Genomic DNA, 17,117 nt, shown 5'->3' with positions numbered 1-17,117 from the left:
ATCACACATTCCTCACGCTGGCTAACACCATCCGGTGAAACGAGCGGACGATACTCGTGTTGAGGGTAAAGGCACCGCTGACTTCGTTTGCCTTGATCATCTGCTGGTCGAGACTGACGGTGTTGCCGTTGTCGGAGATGCTCCAGCTCTCGGCGTCGTCCATCTTCACCGTCGCCGCCCCGGGGGCGGACATGGAAAGATGAGCCGGGTTGGTCCGCGCTTCCGCCAGATGGGTCTTGTCCAGCACCGCCGAGAAGGGTTCCACCTCGGCTGCCCGGTAGCCGGGCGTGTCGGCGTTGGCGATGTTGCCGGCGATGGTCGCCTGCCGCACCGAGGCCCATGCAGAGTGGCGGGCGGCGAGATCGAAGAGATAGACCTTGTCCACGAGAGGCTCCGCATTCCGATGAGAGCACCCTAGGGACAGAACCTTGCACGAGGCTGGACTCGCCGGCGGGCGGCGGCGCCGGGTGCCCGTGGGGCCTAGTTCGCGGCGATCCGCGCTGCGGCGAGGGCGTCGGCGAAGCGCTGGAGATTGTCCTCCGGCGAGGCCGGGCCGCCGGCGAAGTCGATACGGTCGATATGCACGCCGATCGTCGTGTCGTCGAAGACGACGCGGAAGGCGGCGGTGAGGGTGGCTTCGCGCAGCACCATGCTGATGCTGACATTGGGCGGGGAGCCCCAATCGCTTTCGACCGCCGCGTTGCGCCCGTAATGCAGCAGGCCCGGCTTCAGGAACAGCTCGGCTGAGGAGTTGATGAGATCCTGGATGTTCTCGTCCTGCCGCCGGCTGATATAGGCGATGACCACGCCGGCGCTGGTGAAGCACAGCTCGCTGAGAAAGCCGCGCAGCGTATCCGCCAGCATCTTCTCATAGGGCAGCAGCGCCAATGGCGCATCCTTGTCGAGGCTAAAGGCGCCATTACGTCCGGGCATTCTTGCCTCTTGCATAGATGAAGTAGAGTATCTTGGCGATCGGCCGGTAGAATTCGGCCGGAATCCACTGGTCCACTTCCACCGCGTCATACATGGCGCGGACCAGGGCCTTGTCCTCGACGACGGGGATGTTGTGGCTCTCGGCGATGGAGCGGATCTTCAGGGCGATAAGATCGGCGCCCTTGGCGAGCACAAGCGGCGCGCCGCCCTTCTGCCGGTCGTAATAGAGCGCGATGGCGTAGTGGGTCGGGTTGGCCAGCACGATGGAGGCGCGCGGGACGGCGTTCATCATGCGGTGGCGGGCGCGTTCCTGGGCGAGGGAGCGCATGCGCGCCTTCACCATCGGGTCGCCCTCGGCCTGCTTGAACTCCTCCTTCACCTCCTGCTTGGTCATGCGCAGCTCGGCCTTCCAGTGCAGGCGCGACCAGACAAGATCGACGCCGACCAGGGCGATGGTCGCGACGCAGACGGCAGAGACCAGCCGGACGGCGAGGCCGAGCAGCATGGAGGGCACCAGCACCGGGTCGCTCGACATGGCGGCGGTGATGCTGTCCTTGCCGGAGAACAGCAGCAGCCCGCACACGCCAGCGATCGCGCCGAACTTGAACAGCGATTTCAGGAACTCGACCTGGCCGTCACGGCCGAACAGGCGCTTCCAGCCGGAGGCGGGCGAGATGCGCGACCATTGCGGGCGGATACGCTCGCCCACCATGGTGGGCGTGTTCTGCACCAGCGCGGCGACGAGGCCGCAGACGGACAGCACGATGACAATGGGCAGAAGGAAACGGGCGCCGAGATCGAAGGCGACCCAGAGAATATGCGTGACGTCCTCGCTGGTGTTGAGGCGCAGGCTTCCGGGGTCGTCGATGAACCGCGAGAGCCCCTGCATCAACGGTCCGCTCTGCGGGCCGGCGAAGAAGCTCAGGCTGATGAGAATGCCGATGAGGGAGGCAAAGAGGGTCGCCTCCTTGGAGAAGGGGATATTGCCCTTCTCCAAGGCGTCGGCGATTTTCTTCTCGCTGGCTTCCTCGGTTTTGCTTTCCTTGTCGTCATCCCCTGACATGGCGGGTCCTAGCGCACATAGGCGTCTTCCTCACCGCCGGAGTTGAGTTCGATTTCGCCGCGCCCGGCCATTTCGAGCGCGAGGTCGGTAATGGCGCGGCGCGCTTCCGCCACGTCGCGGGCCGAGGCCGGCTCGCTGGACGACAGTTCCTGCTCGACCATGCGGCGCACGCGCGAACCGAGCGATTGCAGGATGATCTCGCGGAACTCCGCATCCGTGCCCTTGAGCGCCAGCACCGTCTTGTCGTTCGGCACCTGGTCGAACAGCGAGGTGCGCGCGCGGGGCGGCAGGTTGATGATGTCGTCGAAGGTGAAGAGCAGACCCTTGAGGATCTCGGCCGATTTCGGCCGCGTCGCCGTCAGGTTGTTCAGCACGTTCTCCATGTCGTTGCGCTCCATCTTGTTGATGATGTCGGCGATACGGGCATGGGTGTCGGCGCCGGCGTTGCGCGCGAGGTTGACCATGAAGTCCTCATGGATCGTGCTCTCGATGATGCGCATCGTCTCGTCGACGATCGGCTTGAAGGCGAGCATCCGGCGCATGACGCCGTTGCGCATGTCTTCGGGCAGGTGGCTCAGCACCTTGGCGGCGCAGGCCGGCTTCACCTTGGAAAGCACCAGCGCAGCGATCTGCGGGTGCTCCTTCATGATGTAGGTCGCGATGGTGCCTTCCGAGACCCCGGAGATGCGGTCCCAGATCGAATGGTTCGCCGCGCCCAGCACATCGTTCATGATCTCGCTGATCTGGTCGGGCGGCAGCACGCCGGCGAGCAGACGTTCGACATCACTCGCCGAGCCGCCGACATTGGCGCCGGCGACGAACTGGGTGGCGAATTCCTCGATGGCCATTTCCACCTGCGAGGTGGTCACGGGGCGCATCTCGGCGATGGTGCGGGTGATGAGGCGGATCTCGTCCGGCTCGAAATGCTTCATCAGGCGTGCCGCGGCGGGCTTGCCCATGGTCATGAGCAGCGCGGCGACACGATCGATGCCGTGCAGGGGGCGGTTGCTTACGCTCCGCGTGGCGGCTGCGGCCATTTACGGCTCCGGCGATCAGCGGTTGGAGTCACTGCCCGTCGCCCCGACGATCTCCGTCAGGGAGACGCCGAAGCGCGAATTGTCCTCATCCACCACGACGACTTCGCCGCGGGCCAGGATGCGGCCGTTCACCACCACTTCCACCGGCTCGCCGACGCGGCGGTCGAGCGGGACGATGGCGCCGCGGCCGAGCTTCATGAGCTGGGCCACCGGCATGTTGGCCGAGCCGAGCACGACCTGCATCGTGACCGGCACGCGCAGCAGGGATTCGAGGCCACGGCCGCCGAAGGTCTCCTCGACGGAGCCGCCGGTGATGGTTTCAGGCGCGAAGGTTTCGGTCATGGCTTCACCTTGGGCGAGGGAGTGGAACCGCCGGCCGGGCCGTTGCCGGGCTTGGTGCCGGCGGCGGTCTGGGCCTGGTTGAGCTGCCAGAGCAGCGTCTCGGCGTCCTGGATCTTGTGCGACAGGAGGGTGAGCAGCTCGCGGCTGTCATCGTTGAGCAGCGCCATCGCGTTGCGCGCGTGGTGCAGGGCGTTGGCGCTGTCGTCGAGCGCGACACGGTAGTCGCGCTGATAGGCGGAGAGATTGCCGAGCTTGCGGTACATCAGCACGACGCAGGTACTGGTCACCACGAGGGCGACGAAAAGCACGGCCTCACCGGGGGAGAATATCATCGAGGAACTCCTGAGCCTGATCGACGGCATCTTCGATACGCAGCACATACGCACCCTCGGCTTGCCCGAGGCTGCACCAGAAGAGCCCCTCCTCGGCGCTCTCCAGCTTGACGCGGCTGCGCGGGGTGGCCTGCAGCGAGAGAACCTGGCCAACCTTGAAGTCGGCGGCCTCGCCCAGCGTGATCTCGCGCTGTTCCAGCACGGCGCGCAGGCGCACCTCGGTGCGCTGCACCTCGCCGCGAATGTGCTTGCTCCACACCGGATCGCGCGGGGCTGATTCGCCCGCCGTGGTGCTGGCGAGCTGCTGGCGCATCGGGGTCAGCGCGCCCTGCGGGACGAGGATGAACATCTCGCCGCCGCGGTTGATCGCCTGCAGCAGGAACTTGGCGCAGATGGCCTGGTTGTTGCGCCGGCCGATGACGGCGAAGTCCATGCGCGTCTCGTGCCGCTGGAACTTGAAGGTCGCCTTGCTGACCAGCGCAAAGGCGCTCTGCAGAGCCTTGGCCATCTGCTCGAACAGCGCCTGGGCGATTCGCATCTCGATGTTGGAGAAGGAACGCTCGTCGTCGATCGGCGGCTCGGAGCCGTCGGCGCCGAACAGCACCTCGACCATGGTGAAGATGAAGTCGCGGTCGAAGCCGACGATGACGTGGCTGTCCCATTCCGGCGAGTGGAACACGCCGACGACGGCCATGCCTTCATAGGCGTCGAGGATGTCGCCGATGCGCCCGCTCTCGACGTCGCTCAGCGAGTAATAAGCCTGCGAGGCGACGAGCTGGCGCAGGCTTTCCGCGCACTGCGTCGCCATGCGGTCGAAGATGACGTTCAGCATCGGCAGCTTGTCGAGCGACAGGCCGGCGGCGTCGAGGAGCAGATTGCGGATGTCGGTGGTGGAGCCGCTCATGGAACCCGTGTGCATGTTCATTGCTTAGGCCGCCTGTGCCTGGGCCATGGAGGAGAGGTTCGGAACGTTGGAGATCGCTTCGGCTTCGACTTCGTCGATGCTCGGGCGCTCGCCCGCGGAGATGGTCTTGCGGCCATGCTCCAGCGCGATCTGCGGCAGCGCGCCGTTCATGTAGGCGATCAGCGACTGCTTCACGATGATGTAGGGCTGGACCTGCTTCTCGCGCATGATCTTGATGTAATGCGCCATCGGCCCGAGGATCGCGTAGGAGGTGTAGATGCCGATGAGGGTGCCGACGAGCGCCGACGCGATGTAGTGGCCAAGGATTTCCGGCGACTGGTCGATGGCGCCCATCGCCTTGACGATGCCGAGCACCGCGGCGCAGATGCCGATGGCCGGCATGCCTTCCGCCACCGTGCTGAGCGCGCCCGCCGGCTTGGTCTTGTACTTCTTGATGGTCGAGATTTCCTGTTCCATCAGCCCCTCGATCTCGTGCGAGCGGGCATTGCCAATGACGATCAGCCGCGCATAGTCGCAGATGAAACCGGTGAGTTCCTTGTCCTTCAGAATGTCCGGGAAGTGCTGGAACAGGGCCGAATTGGCGGGGTCGTCGATGTGCCCTTCGACCTCGTTGCGCGGCTTGGTGCGCAGCTCGCGCATCAGCGCGTAGAGCAGGCCGAGGAGGTGCAGGAAATCCTTGCGCTTGGGGGCCTTGCCCGACAACGCCTGGCCCACCGCCTTGCCGGTGTCCTTGACCGTCGACATCGGGTTGGCGATGAGGAAGGTGGCGAAGGCAATGCCGAAAATAATCACATACTCAAAGGGTTGCCAGATCACCTCAAGATGGCCGCCCATGGCGACGAAGCCGCCGCCGATCGAGGCGAACCCTAGGACGATGCCAATAACAATGAACAATGCCGACCCCTCCGTTGTGGTCTGAGGGTCTAGGCGGGCAAGGTTGCGTGAGGCTGGCGGGGGTGGCCGGCGAGGGGGCGCGACGCTGTTTCCAGGGCGCGGCCGGCAGGCCAGCCCGGCGCAAGGTTACTGGGCGAGGGTCAACACCGGACACACGCACGGTGCGCCATGGTCACGACCTACGATTCCTATCGTCTTCTCACGCGCAATCTCGACCGGACCCTCAAACTGAAGGCGTCCGAGCCGACGGTGGCGCTTGAGACCAAGCATTATCTCGAGACCATCCCGAAGATTAAGTCGATCGACGACTTCATCAAGAACACCCGCGTGTTCAACTACGCGATGAAGGCGTTCGGGCTCGAGGAAATGGCCTACGCCAAGGCCTATATGCGCAAGGTGCTGACCGAGGGCATCACCGACTCCAAATCCTTCGCCAACAGGCTGAACGACGAGCGCTTCACCGCCTTCGCCAAGGCGTTCGACTTCGACAGCTATGGCGCGCTCACCACCTCGCGCACCGCCGCCAAGCAGGACGTCGTCGACAAATATGTCCGGCAGACGCTGGAAGTAGACGCCGGCGCGGAGAATGAGGGCGTGCGGCTGGCGCTGTACTTCAAGCGCGAGGCGCCGAACGTTTCCTCTGCCTATGGGCTGATGGCCGACGCCGCGCTCTGGAAGGTGGTGAAGACGGTCTATGGCTTCCCCGCCGAAATGGGCAATGCCGACATCGACAAGCAGGCGGCGGCGGTGAAGAAGCGCCTCGACATCGCCTCGCTCAAGGATCCGGTGAAGCTCGACCGGCTGATCCAGCGCTTCACCGCGCGCTGGGACATGGACCAGGCCGCCACCTCGCCGACCCTCGCTTTGTTCAACCGCGGTTACTCCGTCGGTTCGGGCGTCGCCATGTCGCTGCTTTCCCTGAAATATGGAGGTTGATGCGTGACAAGCATCTATGTCGGCCTGTCGATGCAGATGGCGGCGGAGCGCCGCCTGGCCACCATCGCCGGCAACATCGCCAATGTGAACACGCCCGGCTACCGCGCCGAGGAAGTGAAGTTCGAGACCATGCTCTCGCAGGCCGGGAGCGGTGACGTGGCCTTCGTCTCGGAAGGCGACAGCTACACCTCGCTGAAACCGGGCAATGTGTCCTATACCGGCAACCCGCTCGACCTTGCCCCGCAGGGCGATGCCTGGTTCGCGGTGCGCGGCCCCTCGGGCCCGCTCTATACACGCGACGGACGTTTCCAGCTCGGGCCGAATGGCGGCCTGCGCACGGTGGACAACATGCCGGTGCTCGATTCGAGCGGCACGCAGATCACCATCGACGCCTCCGCCGGGCCGGTGAACATCAGCGCCGATGGCGCGATCACCCAGGCCGGCAATCGGGTCGGCACGGTCGGCCTGTTCACCATGCCCGCCGGGGCGACGCTGACGCGGCACGGCTCCTCCACCGTCTCCCCGGACCGCCCGGCGAGCCCGGTTCAGGACTATTCCCGTTTCGGAATCCGCCAGGGCTATGTGGAGGGCTCGAACGTCGATCCGATCATGGAAATGACGCGGATGATCGCGGTGCAGCGCAGCTTCGAGATGGCGGCGCAGGCGGTGCAGCAGGGCGAGGATTCGACGTCGGAAGCCATCCGCACGCTGGGGCCGTCCTGAGATGAACGCGCTCAGGCGTCTTGAGGCGGCGGTTCAGTCGAGCCTGGTGGAGATCCCGCTGGTGCGCGCGAGCGGCACGGTGCGCGAGGTCGCGCCGACCCATTTCCGCGTCGCCGGCCTGTCGGCCCATCTGCGCCTCGGCGAGTGCGTCTCGGTGGAGGCGGAGGGCCGCCGCATCATCGGCGAGGTGGTCCGCCTCGATGGCGACGGCGCGACGGTGAAGCCGTTCGACGAGCGCGTGGCGCTCGGCATGGGCGCCAGCGCCTATAAGAGCGGGCCGCTTTCCTTCCGCCCTGATCCTTCCTGGAAGGGCCGGGTGATCAATGCGCTCGGACAGCCGCTGGACGGGCAGGGCCCGCTGCTCGTCGGCGATGTCGCCATGCCGCTCGACGCCGACCCGCCGGAGGCGATGAGCCGCTCGCGCATCGACAAGCCGCTGCACACCGGCGTGCGGGTGATCGACCTGTTCACCCCGCTCTGCGAGGGCCAGCGCATCGGCATCTTCGCCGGCTCGGGCGTCGGCAAGTCGACGCTGCTCTCCATGCTGGCGCGCTGCCAGGGCTTCGACACGGTGGTCGTCGCCCTTGTCGGCGAGCGCGGGCGCGAGGTGCGCGAATTCCTCGAAGGTCCGCTGGCGCCGAACCGGCACCGCGCGGTCGTCGTCGTCGCCACGAGCGATGAAAGTCCGATGATGCGCCGCCTCGCGCCGCGCGCCGGCTTCGCCGTGGCCGAGTATTTCCGCGATGCCGGCGACAGCGTGCTGCTGATCGTCGACAGTGTGACCCGCTACGCCCATGCCGCGCGCGACGTGGCGCTGGCGGCCGGTGAGCCCGCCGTGGCGCGCGGCTATGCGCCGAGCGTGTTCAGCACCCTACCGCGCCTCCTGGAGAGGGCGGGACCGGGGCGCGAGGGCACCGGCTCGATCTCCGCCGTGTTCTCCGTGCTGGTGGATGGCGACGACCATAACGACCCGGTCGCCGACGCCATTCGCGGCACGCTGGACGGGCACATCGTGCTCGACCGCGCCATTGCCGATCAGGGCCGCTTCCCGGCGGTGAACGTGCTGCGCTCGGTCTCGCGCCTCGCCGATCTCGTCTGGTCGCCCGAGCAGCGCGAGCTGGTGCGCCGGCTGAAGGGGCTGATCGCCCGCTTCGAGGACACCAAGGATCTCCGGCTCATGGGCGGCTACACGCCCGGCACCGATGCCGAGCTCGACCAGGCCGTGACCGTGGTGCCGCGCATCTATGACGCGCTGCGCCAATACGCCGACTCCCCGCCGAGCGGGGATCCCTTCGCCGAACTCGCCCAAGCCATTCGCGGCTAGACCATTCGCGACTAAGTCCTTCGCAGCTCAGCCATTTCCGGCGGAGCTTCCGGTTCCGAGAGCGAGCGCCAGTTTCGCGCAAGCCACAGCGGCTCATATGCGAGCACGCCCAGTCAGGAGTGAATAGATGAGCCTCTACGGCATGATGCGCACCGGCGTATCCGGTATGTCGGCGCAGTCGAACAAGCTCGGCACCATTGCCGACAACATCGCCAACTCGAACACCGCGGGCTACAAGCGCTCCACCACCGAATTCTCCACCCTGCTGCTGCAGAGCGGCACGGGTGAGTATAATTCCGGCGCGGTGAACACCTCCGTGCGCTATTCGGTCAGCCAGCAGGGGGCGCTCAACTACACGACCTCCGCGACCGATCTCGCCATTCAGGGCAACGGCTTCTTCCTGGTCGCCGATCCCGACGGCACGTCCTATCTCTCGCGCGCCGGCTCCTTCGCCGTGGATGCCTCGACCGGCAATCTGGTGAACACCGCCGGCTTCACGCTGATGGGCTACGACATCACCGCCGGCGACCCGGACGTCGTTCTCAATGGCGCCGGCGCCCTGCAGGCGGTCAAGGTCGCCGATGTGCGCCTCGCGGCCAATCCGAGCCGTGTCGGCACCTTCGCGGCCAACCTGCCCTCGGCCGATACCGCCATCGCTGGCGACACCCCGGCCGACAATTCGGCGACCTCGACCTATTCGCAGAAGTCCTCGCTCGTCACCTTCGACAATCTCGGCAACGAGGTGACGCTCGACTTCTTCCTGAGCAAGACCAGCAACGCGCCCATCGAATGGGAAATGACGGTGTTCGACCGCGCTGACGCGCCGGCGACCGGCGACTTCCCCTATACGGCGGCCCCGCTCGCCTCGCAGGCGCTGACCTTCGACAATCTCGGCAACCTGACCTCGACGCCGAGCTTCGCGCTCAACGTGCCGAACGGCCAGACGCTGACGCTCGATCTCACCGGGATGACCCAGCTCGCCGACGGCTACACCCCGCTTTCGGCGACGGTGGACGGCAACGCGCCGAGCTCGGTGTCGGGCGTTGAAATCGCCAAGGACGGCGTGGTTTCGGCCATCGACCTGAACGGGCGCAAGTCGCCGCTCTACAAGATCCCGCTCGCATTCGTCACCAGCCCGGACAAGCTGAACCCGAAGGCCGGCAATGTGTTCGAGACCACCAACGAATCCGGTGCCATCCAGGTCGGCTTCGCCAATGATGGCGGCCTCGGTTCGATGATCTCCGGCGCCACCGAACGCTCCAATGTCGACATGGCGAACGAGCTCACCGAGATGATCGCCGCCCAGCGCGACTACACCGCCAATTCCAAGGTGTTCCAGACCGGTTCGGAACTGCTCGACGTCTTGATGAACCTCAAGCGGTGAGGCGTAAATGAGCCTCTCGGTCGCCTTCAACGCCGCCCGGTCCTCGCTGTTCAGCACGTCCTCGCAGATCGAGACGACGGCGCGGAACATTTCGGGGGCCGGTCAGGCTGGCACATCGCGCAAGCTTGCCATCACCACCACCATGGGCGATGGCGGGGCGACCGTGATCAGCGTGTCGCGCGCGAGCGACAACGCGCTCTTCACGCGCATGCTCACCGCCACCTCGCACACTGCCGACAAGCAGGCGTTGCTCAATGGGCTGGAGCGGCTGCAGACGACCGTGGGCGATCCCGAATCCGACGCCTCCCCGGCGGCGCGCCTCGGCGCCTTGTCCGATGCGCTGGCGCAATATGCCAATATGCCGGACGACCCTTCCATCGCCGGCGAGGTGGTGGTCAAGGCACAGTATCTGGCGACCTCGCTGAACACGGCGGCCGATGCCGTGCACAAGGTGCGCACCGATGCGGACACCGCGATGGCGCGCTCGGTCAGCCGCGTCAACGACCTGCTGAAGCAGTTCGAGGTGGAGAACACCACCGTCGTGCGCGGCACGGCGATCGGCGCGGACGTGACCGACGCGATGGACCGGCGCGACACGCTGCTCGCCTCGCTCGCCGAGGAGATGGGCGTCACCGCGATCAGCCGCGGCAATAACGACATGCTGATCTACACCGATGGCGGCGCGACCCTCTTCGAGACACGCCCGCGCACGGTGAGCTTCACCACCACGCCCGTCCTCACCGCCGGCATGACCGGCCGGGCGGTGATGGTCGATGGCGTCAGCGTCACCGGCGACGACGCCACCATGCCGCTGCGCTCGGGCCGGCTGGTCGGCCTCGCCGAACTGCGCGACCGCACGAGCGTGGTGTTCGAGAACCAGCTTGACCAGATGGCGCAGGGGCTGATGAGCGCCTTCGCCGAGATCGACCACACCGGCGGCGGCGCGCCCGACATGCCGGGCCTGTTCACCGACGGTTCGGGCACGCTGCCGGCCACTTCCACCGGTGCGGCGAGCCGCATCGCGGTCAACCCGGCCGTCGACAGCGCGCAGGGTGGCACGCTGACCCTGCTGCGCGACGGCGGCATCAACGGCGCGGCCTATGAGGCGAACGCGACCGGTGCCGCCAGCTTCGCCGATGAAATCCGCCGGCTGCACACCAGCGTCTCGGCGGTGCGCAGCTTCGATCCGGCCGCCGAGATCGGCAGCTCGGCGAGCCTCGCCGATTTTGGCCAGGCCTCCGTCGGCTGGCTGGAAGGCGCCCGCCAGGCGGCCTCCACCAAGGCGGAGAGCGAGAAGGCGCTGCTGGCGCACGCCTCCGACGCGCTGTCCAACGCCACCGGCATCAACATGGACGACGAATATGCCCGCCAGCTCGAGCTGGAGCGCAGCTATCAGGCGTCGTCCAAGCTGATCGCGATCATCAACGATCTCTACGACACCTTGCTGCAGGCGGTGCGCTGATGCGAACGACCTTCATCTCCACCCTTACCGTGATGAATTCGCCGCGCAACGCGCTGCCGCGCCTGCAATCCGAACTCGCCGATGCGAGCAAGGAGCTGACCACCGGCCGGCGCGCCGATCTCGGCCTGTCGCTCGGCGTCGGCACGGCGGAAAGCGTGCGGCTGCGGGCCGAGGACGCTTCGGTTCGCCGCTATTTCGACGGCAACTCGGCCATGGCCGCGCAGCTTGAGCGCACCCAGGCGACGCTCGACGACATGCGCACCCAGGCCGACAAGTTCCAGCAGATGCTGTCGAGCATCTCCGATGCCGACGGCGCCGCGTCTGTCTTGCAGCAGCAGGCGGGGGGCTTTCTCGATGCCCTGACCTCGACGCTGAACCTGACCGATGGCCGGCGCTATCTGTTCGGCGGTATCAATAGCGGGCAGAAGCCGATCAATAATCTGGACGAGGGCCCCGGCGCGGCGATCGTGACCGCGTTCAACACGCGCTTCGGCTTTGACCCGTCCGATCCGGCCACCGGCACCATTCCCGCGGCCGACCTCGAGAACTTCATCGACAACGAGTTCGCCGCGATGTTCGAGGAACCGGGCTGGAGCGCCACCTGGTCGGACGCGTCGAGCACCAATCTGCGCAGCAGCATCTCGCCGCTCGAGCGCATCGAGACTTCCGCCAACGCCAATGAACCAGCCATGCGCAAGCTTGCGATGGCATACACGATGGTGGCGGCGCTGGGGACCGAACATCTCAGGGGCTCCGCGCTTGCGATGGTCATGGACAAGGCGCGCTCGCTCACCGGCACGGGGACGAGCGAGCTGATCTCGATCAGCACGCGGCTCGGCACCTCGCAGAACCGTATTGAGGCGGCGAATTCGCTGATGCAGCGCGGGCTCGACACCATCGGCAAGCGCATCGACAAGCTGGAATCCGTGGACCCCGCGGAAGCCAAGACGAAGCTGGACCTGATATCTACCCAGATCGAGATGTCCTACTCGCTGACGGCGCGAATACTGAAAATGTCCATCATGAACTACGTCTGATCGGAAGGGTCGCAACATGTATCGCTTCACCTATGCCGAGATCCTGGGAGACTCCGGTGTCGAGGGGCGCGAGGAAGAGCGGCTTGCGCTCGACCATGCGCTGGCCCTGCTGACCAAGGCCCAGGAAAACGGCCCTTCCTCGCCCGAAGCCACCCAGGCGGTGCTCTATCTCCAGAAGCTCTGGGGTTTCCTCATCCGCGACCTCTCCGACCCGCATAATGAGCTGGCCGAGACGCTGCGCGGCAACCTGATCTCCATCGGGCTCTGGGTCATCAAGGAGGCGGATCAGATCATGCAGGAACGCTCCACCAACTTCTCCGGCCTCATCGAGGTCAATCGTTCCATCCGTGACGGCCTGATGTGAGGCGCTGCCCATGCTGATTTCGCTGAAACCCGGTGAACGCATTTTCCTCAACGGAGCGGTGATCCGCGTCGACCGCAAGGTCACGATCGAGCTGCTCAACGACGTCGCTTTCCTGATGGAAAGCCACGTCCTGCAGGTCGAGGACACCACTACCCCGCTGCGCCAGCTCTATTTCGTGGTGCAGACCATGCTGATCGAGCCGCGCAAGATGGAGGCGGCGCAGGCCGTGTTCACTCAGCAGCTCGCCGGTCTGATGACCAGCTTCAACAACGACTCGATGGTGACCGCGCTCGCGCAGGTCGGCGAACTCGTTGAATCCGGCCGACTTTTCGAGGCGCTGCGGGTGATCCGCCGCCTGTTCATGATCGAGGCGGCCATTCTCGACACCGGCGCGCCCAAGGCGGCGTGAGGAGAGCTCCATGACATCGGTTAACCCGCTCGCCTCCACAGGCGCGGCCTCGACCTCGGCCGCGTCCGCCGCCAAGCCGCAGACGCTCGACTACACGGCGTTCCTCCAGCTCCTCATCGCCCAGATGAAGTACCAGGATCCGACCGAGCCGATGGACACGGCGCAGTATATGGGCCAGCTCGCCTCGTTCTCGCAGGTCGAGCAGAGCATGTCGGCCAACGCCAAGCTCGACTCGCTGCTGACCTCCTCCTCGCTGCAGATCGCCGACGCCGCCATCGGCCGAACGGTGACCAGCGCCGACGGTACAGTCTCCGGCACGGTCACCTCGGTGCGCATCGCGGCCGATGCGCCGATGGCCATGCTCGCCGACGGGCGCGAAGTCGCGCTCACCTCCGGCGTGCGGATGTCCTGAGGATGAACGAGGTCGATGCGCTCGATGTCGTCCAGTCGGCGATCTGGACGATCATCGTCGCCTCGGGGCCCGCGGTGGCCGCCGCCATGCTGGTGGGCGTTGCCATCGCCCTGTTCCAGGCGCTGACGCAGATCCAGGAGGTCACGCTGACCTTCATTCCGAAGATCATCGCCGTTCTCGTTGTTTCCGCCCTCACCGCCACCTTCATCGGCCAGCAGATCCTCGCCTTCACTGAGGAGGTCTATGGCCGCATCGGCACCGGATTCTGATGCGTCATGACCGATCTCACCGCCACCACCGCCGGGACTGAGCATAAGTCACGCCGCGATATCGGCTTCGCCGTCGGCGTCGTCGCCATCCTCGCGGTGCTGTTCCTGCCGATCCCGCCGGCGCTGATCGACTTCGGCCTCGCTCTGTCGATCGCCGTGTCGGTGCTGATCCTCATGGTGTCGCTGTGGATCCAGAAGCCGCTTGAGTTCTCCGCCTTCCCGACCGTACTGCTGATCGCGACGCTTCTGCGCCTCGCGCTCGGCATCGCCACGACGCGCCTCATCCTCGCCCATGGCGCGGACGGGGTGCATTCGGCCGGTCACATCATTTCCGGCTTCTCGCAGCTGGTGATGGGCGGCGACTTCGTCATCGGCATCGTGGTGTTCGTGATCCTGATCACGGTCAACTTCCTCGTCATAACCAAGGGCGCGACGCGTATCGCGGAAGTGGGCGCGCGCTTCACCCTCGACGCCATCCCCGGCAAGCAGATGGCGATCGACGCCGATCTCAATGCTGGCCTTATCGACGACAAGCAGGCGCAGCTGCGCCGCTCCGAGCTGGAAGAGGAAAGCTCCTTCTTCGGCTCGATGGACGGCGCCTCGAAATTCGTGCGCGGCGAGGCGGTCGCCGGCCTCATCATCATCGCCGTCAACATCTTCGGCGGCATCATCATCGGCGTGACGCGCCACGGCCTGCCGCTGGGCGAGGCGGCGGACATCTTCACCCGCCTTTCAGTCGGTGACGGCCTCGTCTCGCAGATCCCCGCCCTGATCGTCTCGCTCGCCGCCGGCCTTCTGGTGTCGAAGGGCGGCACGCGCGGTTCGACCGACAAGGCGGTGCTCGGCCAGCTCGGCGCCTATCCGCGCGCGCTCTACGTCGCCGCCAGCCTTATGTTCGGCCTGGCGCTGGTGCCGGGCCTGCCCTTCCTGCCCTTCGCGGCGCTGGGCGGCGTGATGGCCTTTGTCGGCTACCAGGTGCCGCTGCACCTCGCCCGGCAGAAGGAGATGGCACGCGCCCAGGAAGCTGAGGCGCAGAAGGCCCTCGCCGCCGATATCAAGGATTCGGTCAAGGAGACGCTGCGCACGGCCGAGATCGAGATCGCCGTCGGCAAGCAGCTCGCCACCGTCGTCATGCGCAATCCCGGCGAGCTCGCCCACCGCATCGGCAAGATGCGGCGCAAATTCGCCGAGCGCTATGGCTTCGTGGTGCCGGACATCAAGGTGACCGAGGCGCTCAACGTTCCCGGCAAGTCCTACCAGATCCGCATGCACGGCACCGTCGTCTCCTCTTTCGAGATGCGCATCGGCGAATTGCTGGTGGTGGTCGGCGAGGGCCCGCGCCCGGACGTGCCGGGCGACGATGTGCGCGAGCCGGCTTTCGGCATGAAGGCGCTCTGGGTCTCCGAGGCCTACACGGCCGAGGTGAAGCGCGAGGGCTTCGCCGCCATCGACGCGCTGTCGATCATGCTGACCCATGCCAGCGAGGTCGTGTCCAACAATCTGGCGCAGCTTCTGTCCTACAAGGACATGCGCGCGCTGCTCGACCGGCTCGACCCCGAATACAAGCGGCTGATCGAGGACATCTGCCCGGCGCAGATCTCCTATTCCGGCCTTCAGGCCGTGCTGAAGCTGCTGTTGGCCGAGCGCGTCTCGGTGCGCAACCTGCACCTCATCCTCGAAGCGGTGGCCGAGATCGTGCCGCATGCCCGGCGCTCGGAGCAGGTGGTCGAGCATGTGCGCATGCGCATGGCGCAGCAGATCTGCGGCGATCTCTCCGAGGGCGGTCACCTCAATGTGCTGCGCCTTGGCGGCAAATGGGATCTCACCTTCCATGAGAGCCTGAAGCGCGATTCCAAGGGCGAGGTCGCCGAGTTCGACATCGACCCGCGCCTCGTCGAGCAGTTCGGCGCGGAAGCCTCCACGGCGATCCGCGAGCGGATGAAGACGGCGGGCAGCTTCGCCCTGGTTACCGCCCCGGATGCGCGGCCCTATGTGCGCATGATCATCGAGCGCATGTTCCCCTCGCTGCCGGTGCTCTCCCATGTCGAGATCGCCCGCGGCGCCGAGATACGCTCGCTCGGAGCCATCTCATGATGTCGCAGGCGGACGCGCTGATCGTCCCCGGCTTCCTGATCTTCTGCCGCATTGGCGCCTGCTTCATGCTGATGCCCGGCTTCGCCAGTGCCCGCCTGCCGATGAAGGTGCGGCTGTTCCTCGCGCTCGGCGTCTCGCTCGCCCTGCTGCCGCTGCTGGAACAGCGCGTCGTCGTCGCGCTGTCGGGCGCGCGGCTTTCGGACTTTCTGCTCGCCATCGCCAGCGAACTGGCGACCGGGGGCATCATCGGCCTGCTGGCGCGCATCTTCGTGCTGTCCTTCCAGACGCTCACCACGGCGGCCGCCCAGTCGATCGGCGTCGCCATGCCCGCGGGCATGACCATCGAAGACGAGCAGATGCCGGAAATCACCATTCTGCTCAGCGTCGGTGCCGTGGTGCTGATCTTCGTCACCGGCCAGCACTGGGAGATCATCCGGGCGCTGGTGGATTCCTATGGCCGCATCCCCCCGGCCCAGGCGCTGAACGCCGGCGGCGTGCTCACCCAGGCGGTGGATCAGCTGTCCGCCACCTTCGTGCTGGCGCTGCGGCTCGCGAGCCCCTTCCTGATCTATTCGGTCATCGTGAACCTCGCCGTCGGCATCACCAACAAGCTGACGCCGCAGATCCCCGTCTATTTCATCGCCATGCCCTTCGTGACGCTGGGTGGCCTGCTGCTGCTCTACGCCATCGCCGACGACATGCTGGCCATGTTCATCGACGCCTTCGGCGTGTGGATGAAGGGCGGCTGACATGAAGGACCGGCTGGCCAAGCTGAAGCGCATCGAGGCGTTGCAGACCCGCCTGCAGCAGCGGGCGGACCATGAGCTGATCCGTCTCCAGCGCGGCCTTGCCGAGGCCGAGGCGAATCGGCGCGAGGTCATGGCGGTGCTGAATGACGAATGGCTGGCGCCGATCGTGGTCAGCTTCGTGTCGCGCCGGCTGAAGGTGATCGACGGCGAGATCGACCAGCTCAACGCCGCCATCGAGGCGCAGAAGGCCATCGCCCTGCGCGAGGCGATGCGGCTGAAGCGCGCCGAGCGCTCGACCGGCGCGGCGCGCGAGGATGTGCGCGCGCATGAGGATCGCCTGGCGCTGGACGAGGCGCTCGAAGCCAGCGTTCTCCGGGCGGGCGCAAGCTTCCCACCAGCCTGATTTGCGAGCCTGCAACCGTCGAATT

At 66.1% G+C, this 17,117-nt stretch carries 21 protein-coding genes; 13 read left to right on the top strand and 8 right to left on the bottom strand.

Going from position 1 to position 17,117, the window contains the following annotated elements; translation table 11 throughout:
* Position 1: 1 nt before the first annotated feature.
* From flgB to motA, 8 genes are all read right to left on the bottom strand, one after another.
* The gene (gene flgB / locus AncyloWKF20_RS12275; protein ID WP_279314344.1) at positions 2-385 is read right to left on the bottom strand and encodes a flagellar basal body rod protein FlgB; all 384 of its coding nucleotides are present in this window, start codon (positions 383-385) and stop codon (positions 2-4) included.
* Between the two features lie 95 nt (positions 386-480).
* Positions 481-933: a hypothetical protein gene (locus AncyloWKF20_RS12270; RefSeq protein ID WP_279314343.1), complete on the bottom strand. Its 453-nt coding sequence runs from the start codon at positions 931-933 to the stop codon at positions 481-483.
* On the bottom strand, positions 920-1,996 hold the full coding sequence (locus AncyloWKF20_RS12265) for an EscU/YscU/HrcU family type III secretion system export apparatus switch protein (protein WP_279314342.1): 1,077 nt from the start codon (positions 1,994-1,996) through the stop codon (positions 920-922). The genes AncyloWKF20_RS12270 and AncyloWKF20_RS12265 overlap by 14 nt, the downstream gene beginning before the upstream one ends.
* 8 nt (positions 1,997-2,004) lie before the next feature.
* Positions 2,005-3,033: a flagellar motor switch protein FliG gene (locus AncyloWKF20_RS12260; protein WP_279314341.1), complete on the bottom strand. Its 1,029-nt coding sequence runs from the start codon at positions 3,031-3,033 to the stop codon at positions 2,005-2,007.
* 15 nt (positions 3,034-3,048) lie between these two features.
* Positions 3,049-3,375, bottom strand: a complete 327-nt coding sequence (gene fliN / locus AncyloWKF20_RS12255; RefSeq protein WP_279314340.1) for a flagellar motor switch protein FliN — start codon at positions 3,373-3,375, stop codon at positions 3,049-3,051.
* Positions 3,372-3,707: a hypothetical protein gene (locus AncyloWKF20_RS12250; RefSeq protein ID WP_267585153.1), complete on the bottom strand. Its 336-nt coding sequence runs from the start codon at positions 3,705-3,707 to the stop codon at positions 3,372-3,374. The genes fliN and AncyloWKF20_RS12250 overlap by 4 nt, the downstream gene beginning before the upstream one ends.
* On the bottom strand, positions 3,688-4,632 hold the full coding sequence (locus AncyloWKF20_RS12245) for a FliM/FliN family flagellar motor switch protein (protein WP_279314338.1): 945 nt from the start codon (positions 4,630-4,632) through the stop codon (positions 3,688-3,690). Before AncyloWKF20_RS12245 ends, AncyloWKF20_RS12250 begins: the two co-directional genes overlap by 20 nt.
* 3 nt (positions 4,633-4,635) lie before the next feature.
* Positions 4,636-5,526, bottom strand: a complete 891-nt coding sequence (gene motA / locus AncyloWKF20_RS12240) for a flagellar motor stator protein MotA (protein WP_279314337.1) — start codon at positions 5,524-5,526, stop codon at positions 4,636-4,638.
* A 168-nt stretch (positions 5,527-5,694) separates the two neighbouring features.
* Between motA and AncyloWKF20_RS12235 the strand changes: the two genes are divergently transcribed.
* From AncyloWKF20_RS12235 to AncyloWKF20_RS12175, 13 genes are all read left to right on the top strand, one after another.
* Entirely contained in the window at positions 5,695-6,462 is a 768-nt protein-coding gene (locus AncyloWKF20_RS12235) for a DUF1217 domain-containing protein (protein ID WP_279314336.1), read from the top strand.
* Positions 6,463-6,465: 3 nt separating this feature from the next.
* Complete coding sequence (gene flgF, locus AncyloWKF20_RS12230) at positions 6,466-7,185, top strand: flagellar basal-body rod protein FlgF (RefSeq protein ID WP_279314335.1); 720 nt, start codon at positions 6,466-6,468, stop codon at positions 7,183-7,185.
* A gap of 1 nt (position 7,186) precedes the next feature.
* Positions 7,187-8,509, top strand: coding sequence for a flagellar protein export ATPase FliI (gene fliI / locus AncyloWKF20_RS12225; protein WP_279314334.1), 1,323 nt, complete (start codon positions 7,187-7,189; stop codon positions 8,507-8,509).
* Positions 8,510-8,636: 127 nt separating this feature from the next.
* On the top strand, positions 8,637-9,893 hold the full coding sequence (locus AncyloWKF20_RS12220; RefSeq protein ID WP_279314333.1) for a flagellar hook protein FlgE: 1,257 nt from the start codon (positions 8,637-8,639) through the stop codon (positions 9,891-9,893).
* A gap of 7 nt (positions 9,894-9,900) precedes the next feature.
* Positions 9,901-11,355, top strand: coding sequence for a flagellar hook-associated protein FlgK (gene flgK, locus AncyloWKF20_RS12215; RefSeq protein WP_279314332.1), 1,455 nt, complete (start codon positions 9,901-9,903; stop codon positions 11,353-11,355).
* Positions 11,355-12,392, top strand: a complete 1,038-nt coding sequence (locus AncyloWKF20_RS12210) for a flagellar hook-associated family protein (RefSeq protein WP_279314331.1) — start codon at positions 11,355-11,357, stop codon at positions 12,390-12,392. The genes flgK and AncyloWKF20_RS12210 overlap by 1 nt, the downstream gene beginning before the upstream one ends.
* Before the next feature lie 16 nt (positions 12,393-12,408).
* Positions 12,409-12,756, top strand: a complete 348-nt coding sequence (gene flaF, locus AncyloWKF20_RS12205) for a flagellar biosynthesis regulator FlaF (RefSeq protein WP_279314330.1) — start codon at positions 12,409-12,411, stop codon at positions 12,754-12,756.
* 10 nt (positions 12,757-12,766) lie between these two features.
* Positions 12,767-13,165 carry a flagellar biosynthesis repressor FlbT gene (gene flbT / locus AncyloWKF20_RS12200; protein ID WP_279314328.1) on the top strand — a complete coding sequence of 133 codons (399 nt, stop codon included), beginning with the start codon at positions 12,767-12,769 and terminating at the stop codon, positions 13,163-13,165.
* A gap of 10 nt (positions 13,166-13,175) precedes the next feature.
* Positions 13,176-13,577 carry a flagellar hook assembly protein FlgD gene (gene flgD, locus AncyloWKF20_RS12195; protein ID WP_279314327.1) on the top strand — a complete coding sequence of 134 codons (402 nt, stop codon included), beginning with the start codon at positions 13,176-13,178 and terminating at the stop codon, positions 13,575-13,577.
* Positions 13,578-13,579: 2 nt separating this feature from the next.
* The gene (gene fliQ, locus AncyloWKF20_RS12190; RefSeq protein ID WP_267585165.1) at positions 13,580-13,846 is read left to right on the top strand and encodes a flagellar biosynthesis protein FliQ; all 267 of its coding nucleotides are present in this window, start codon (positions 13,580-13,582) and stop codon (positions 13,844-13,846) included.
* Between the two features lie 6 nt (positions 13,847-13,852).
* Positions 13,853-15,940 (top strand): flagellar biosynthesis protein FlhA, encoded by a 2,088-nt coding sequence (gene flhA / locus AncyloWKF20_RS12185; protein WP_279314326.1) that lies wholly within the window; start codon positions 13,853-13,855, stop codon positions 15,938-15,940.
* Entirely contained in the window at positions 15,937-16,689 is a 753-nt protein-coding gene (locus tag AncyloWKF20_RS12180) for a flagellar biosynthetic protein FliR (RefSeq protein ID WP_279314325.1), read from the top strand. The genes flhA and AncyloWKF20_RS12180 overlap by 4 nt, the downstream gene beginning before the upstream one ends.
* 1 nt (position 16,690) lies before the next feature.
* Complete coding sequence (locus tag AncyloWKF20_RS12175; RefSeq protein ID WP_279314324.1) at positions 16,691-17,092, top strand: hypothetical protein; 402 nt, start codon at positions 16,691-16,693, stop codon at positions 17,090-17,092.
* Positions 17,093-17,117 lie beyond the last annotated feature (25 nt).

Source organism: Ancylobacter sp. WKF20 (assembly GCF_029760895.1).
Taxonomy (GTDB): Bacteria; Pseudomonadota; Alphaproteobacteria; order Rhizobiales; family Xanthobacteraceae; genus Ancylobacter.
Note: the sequence above shows the minus strand (reverse complement) of the source record. Positions and strands in the feature narration are given on the sequence as shown.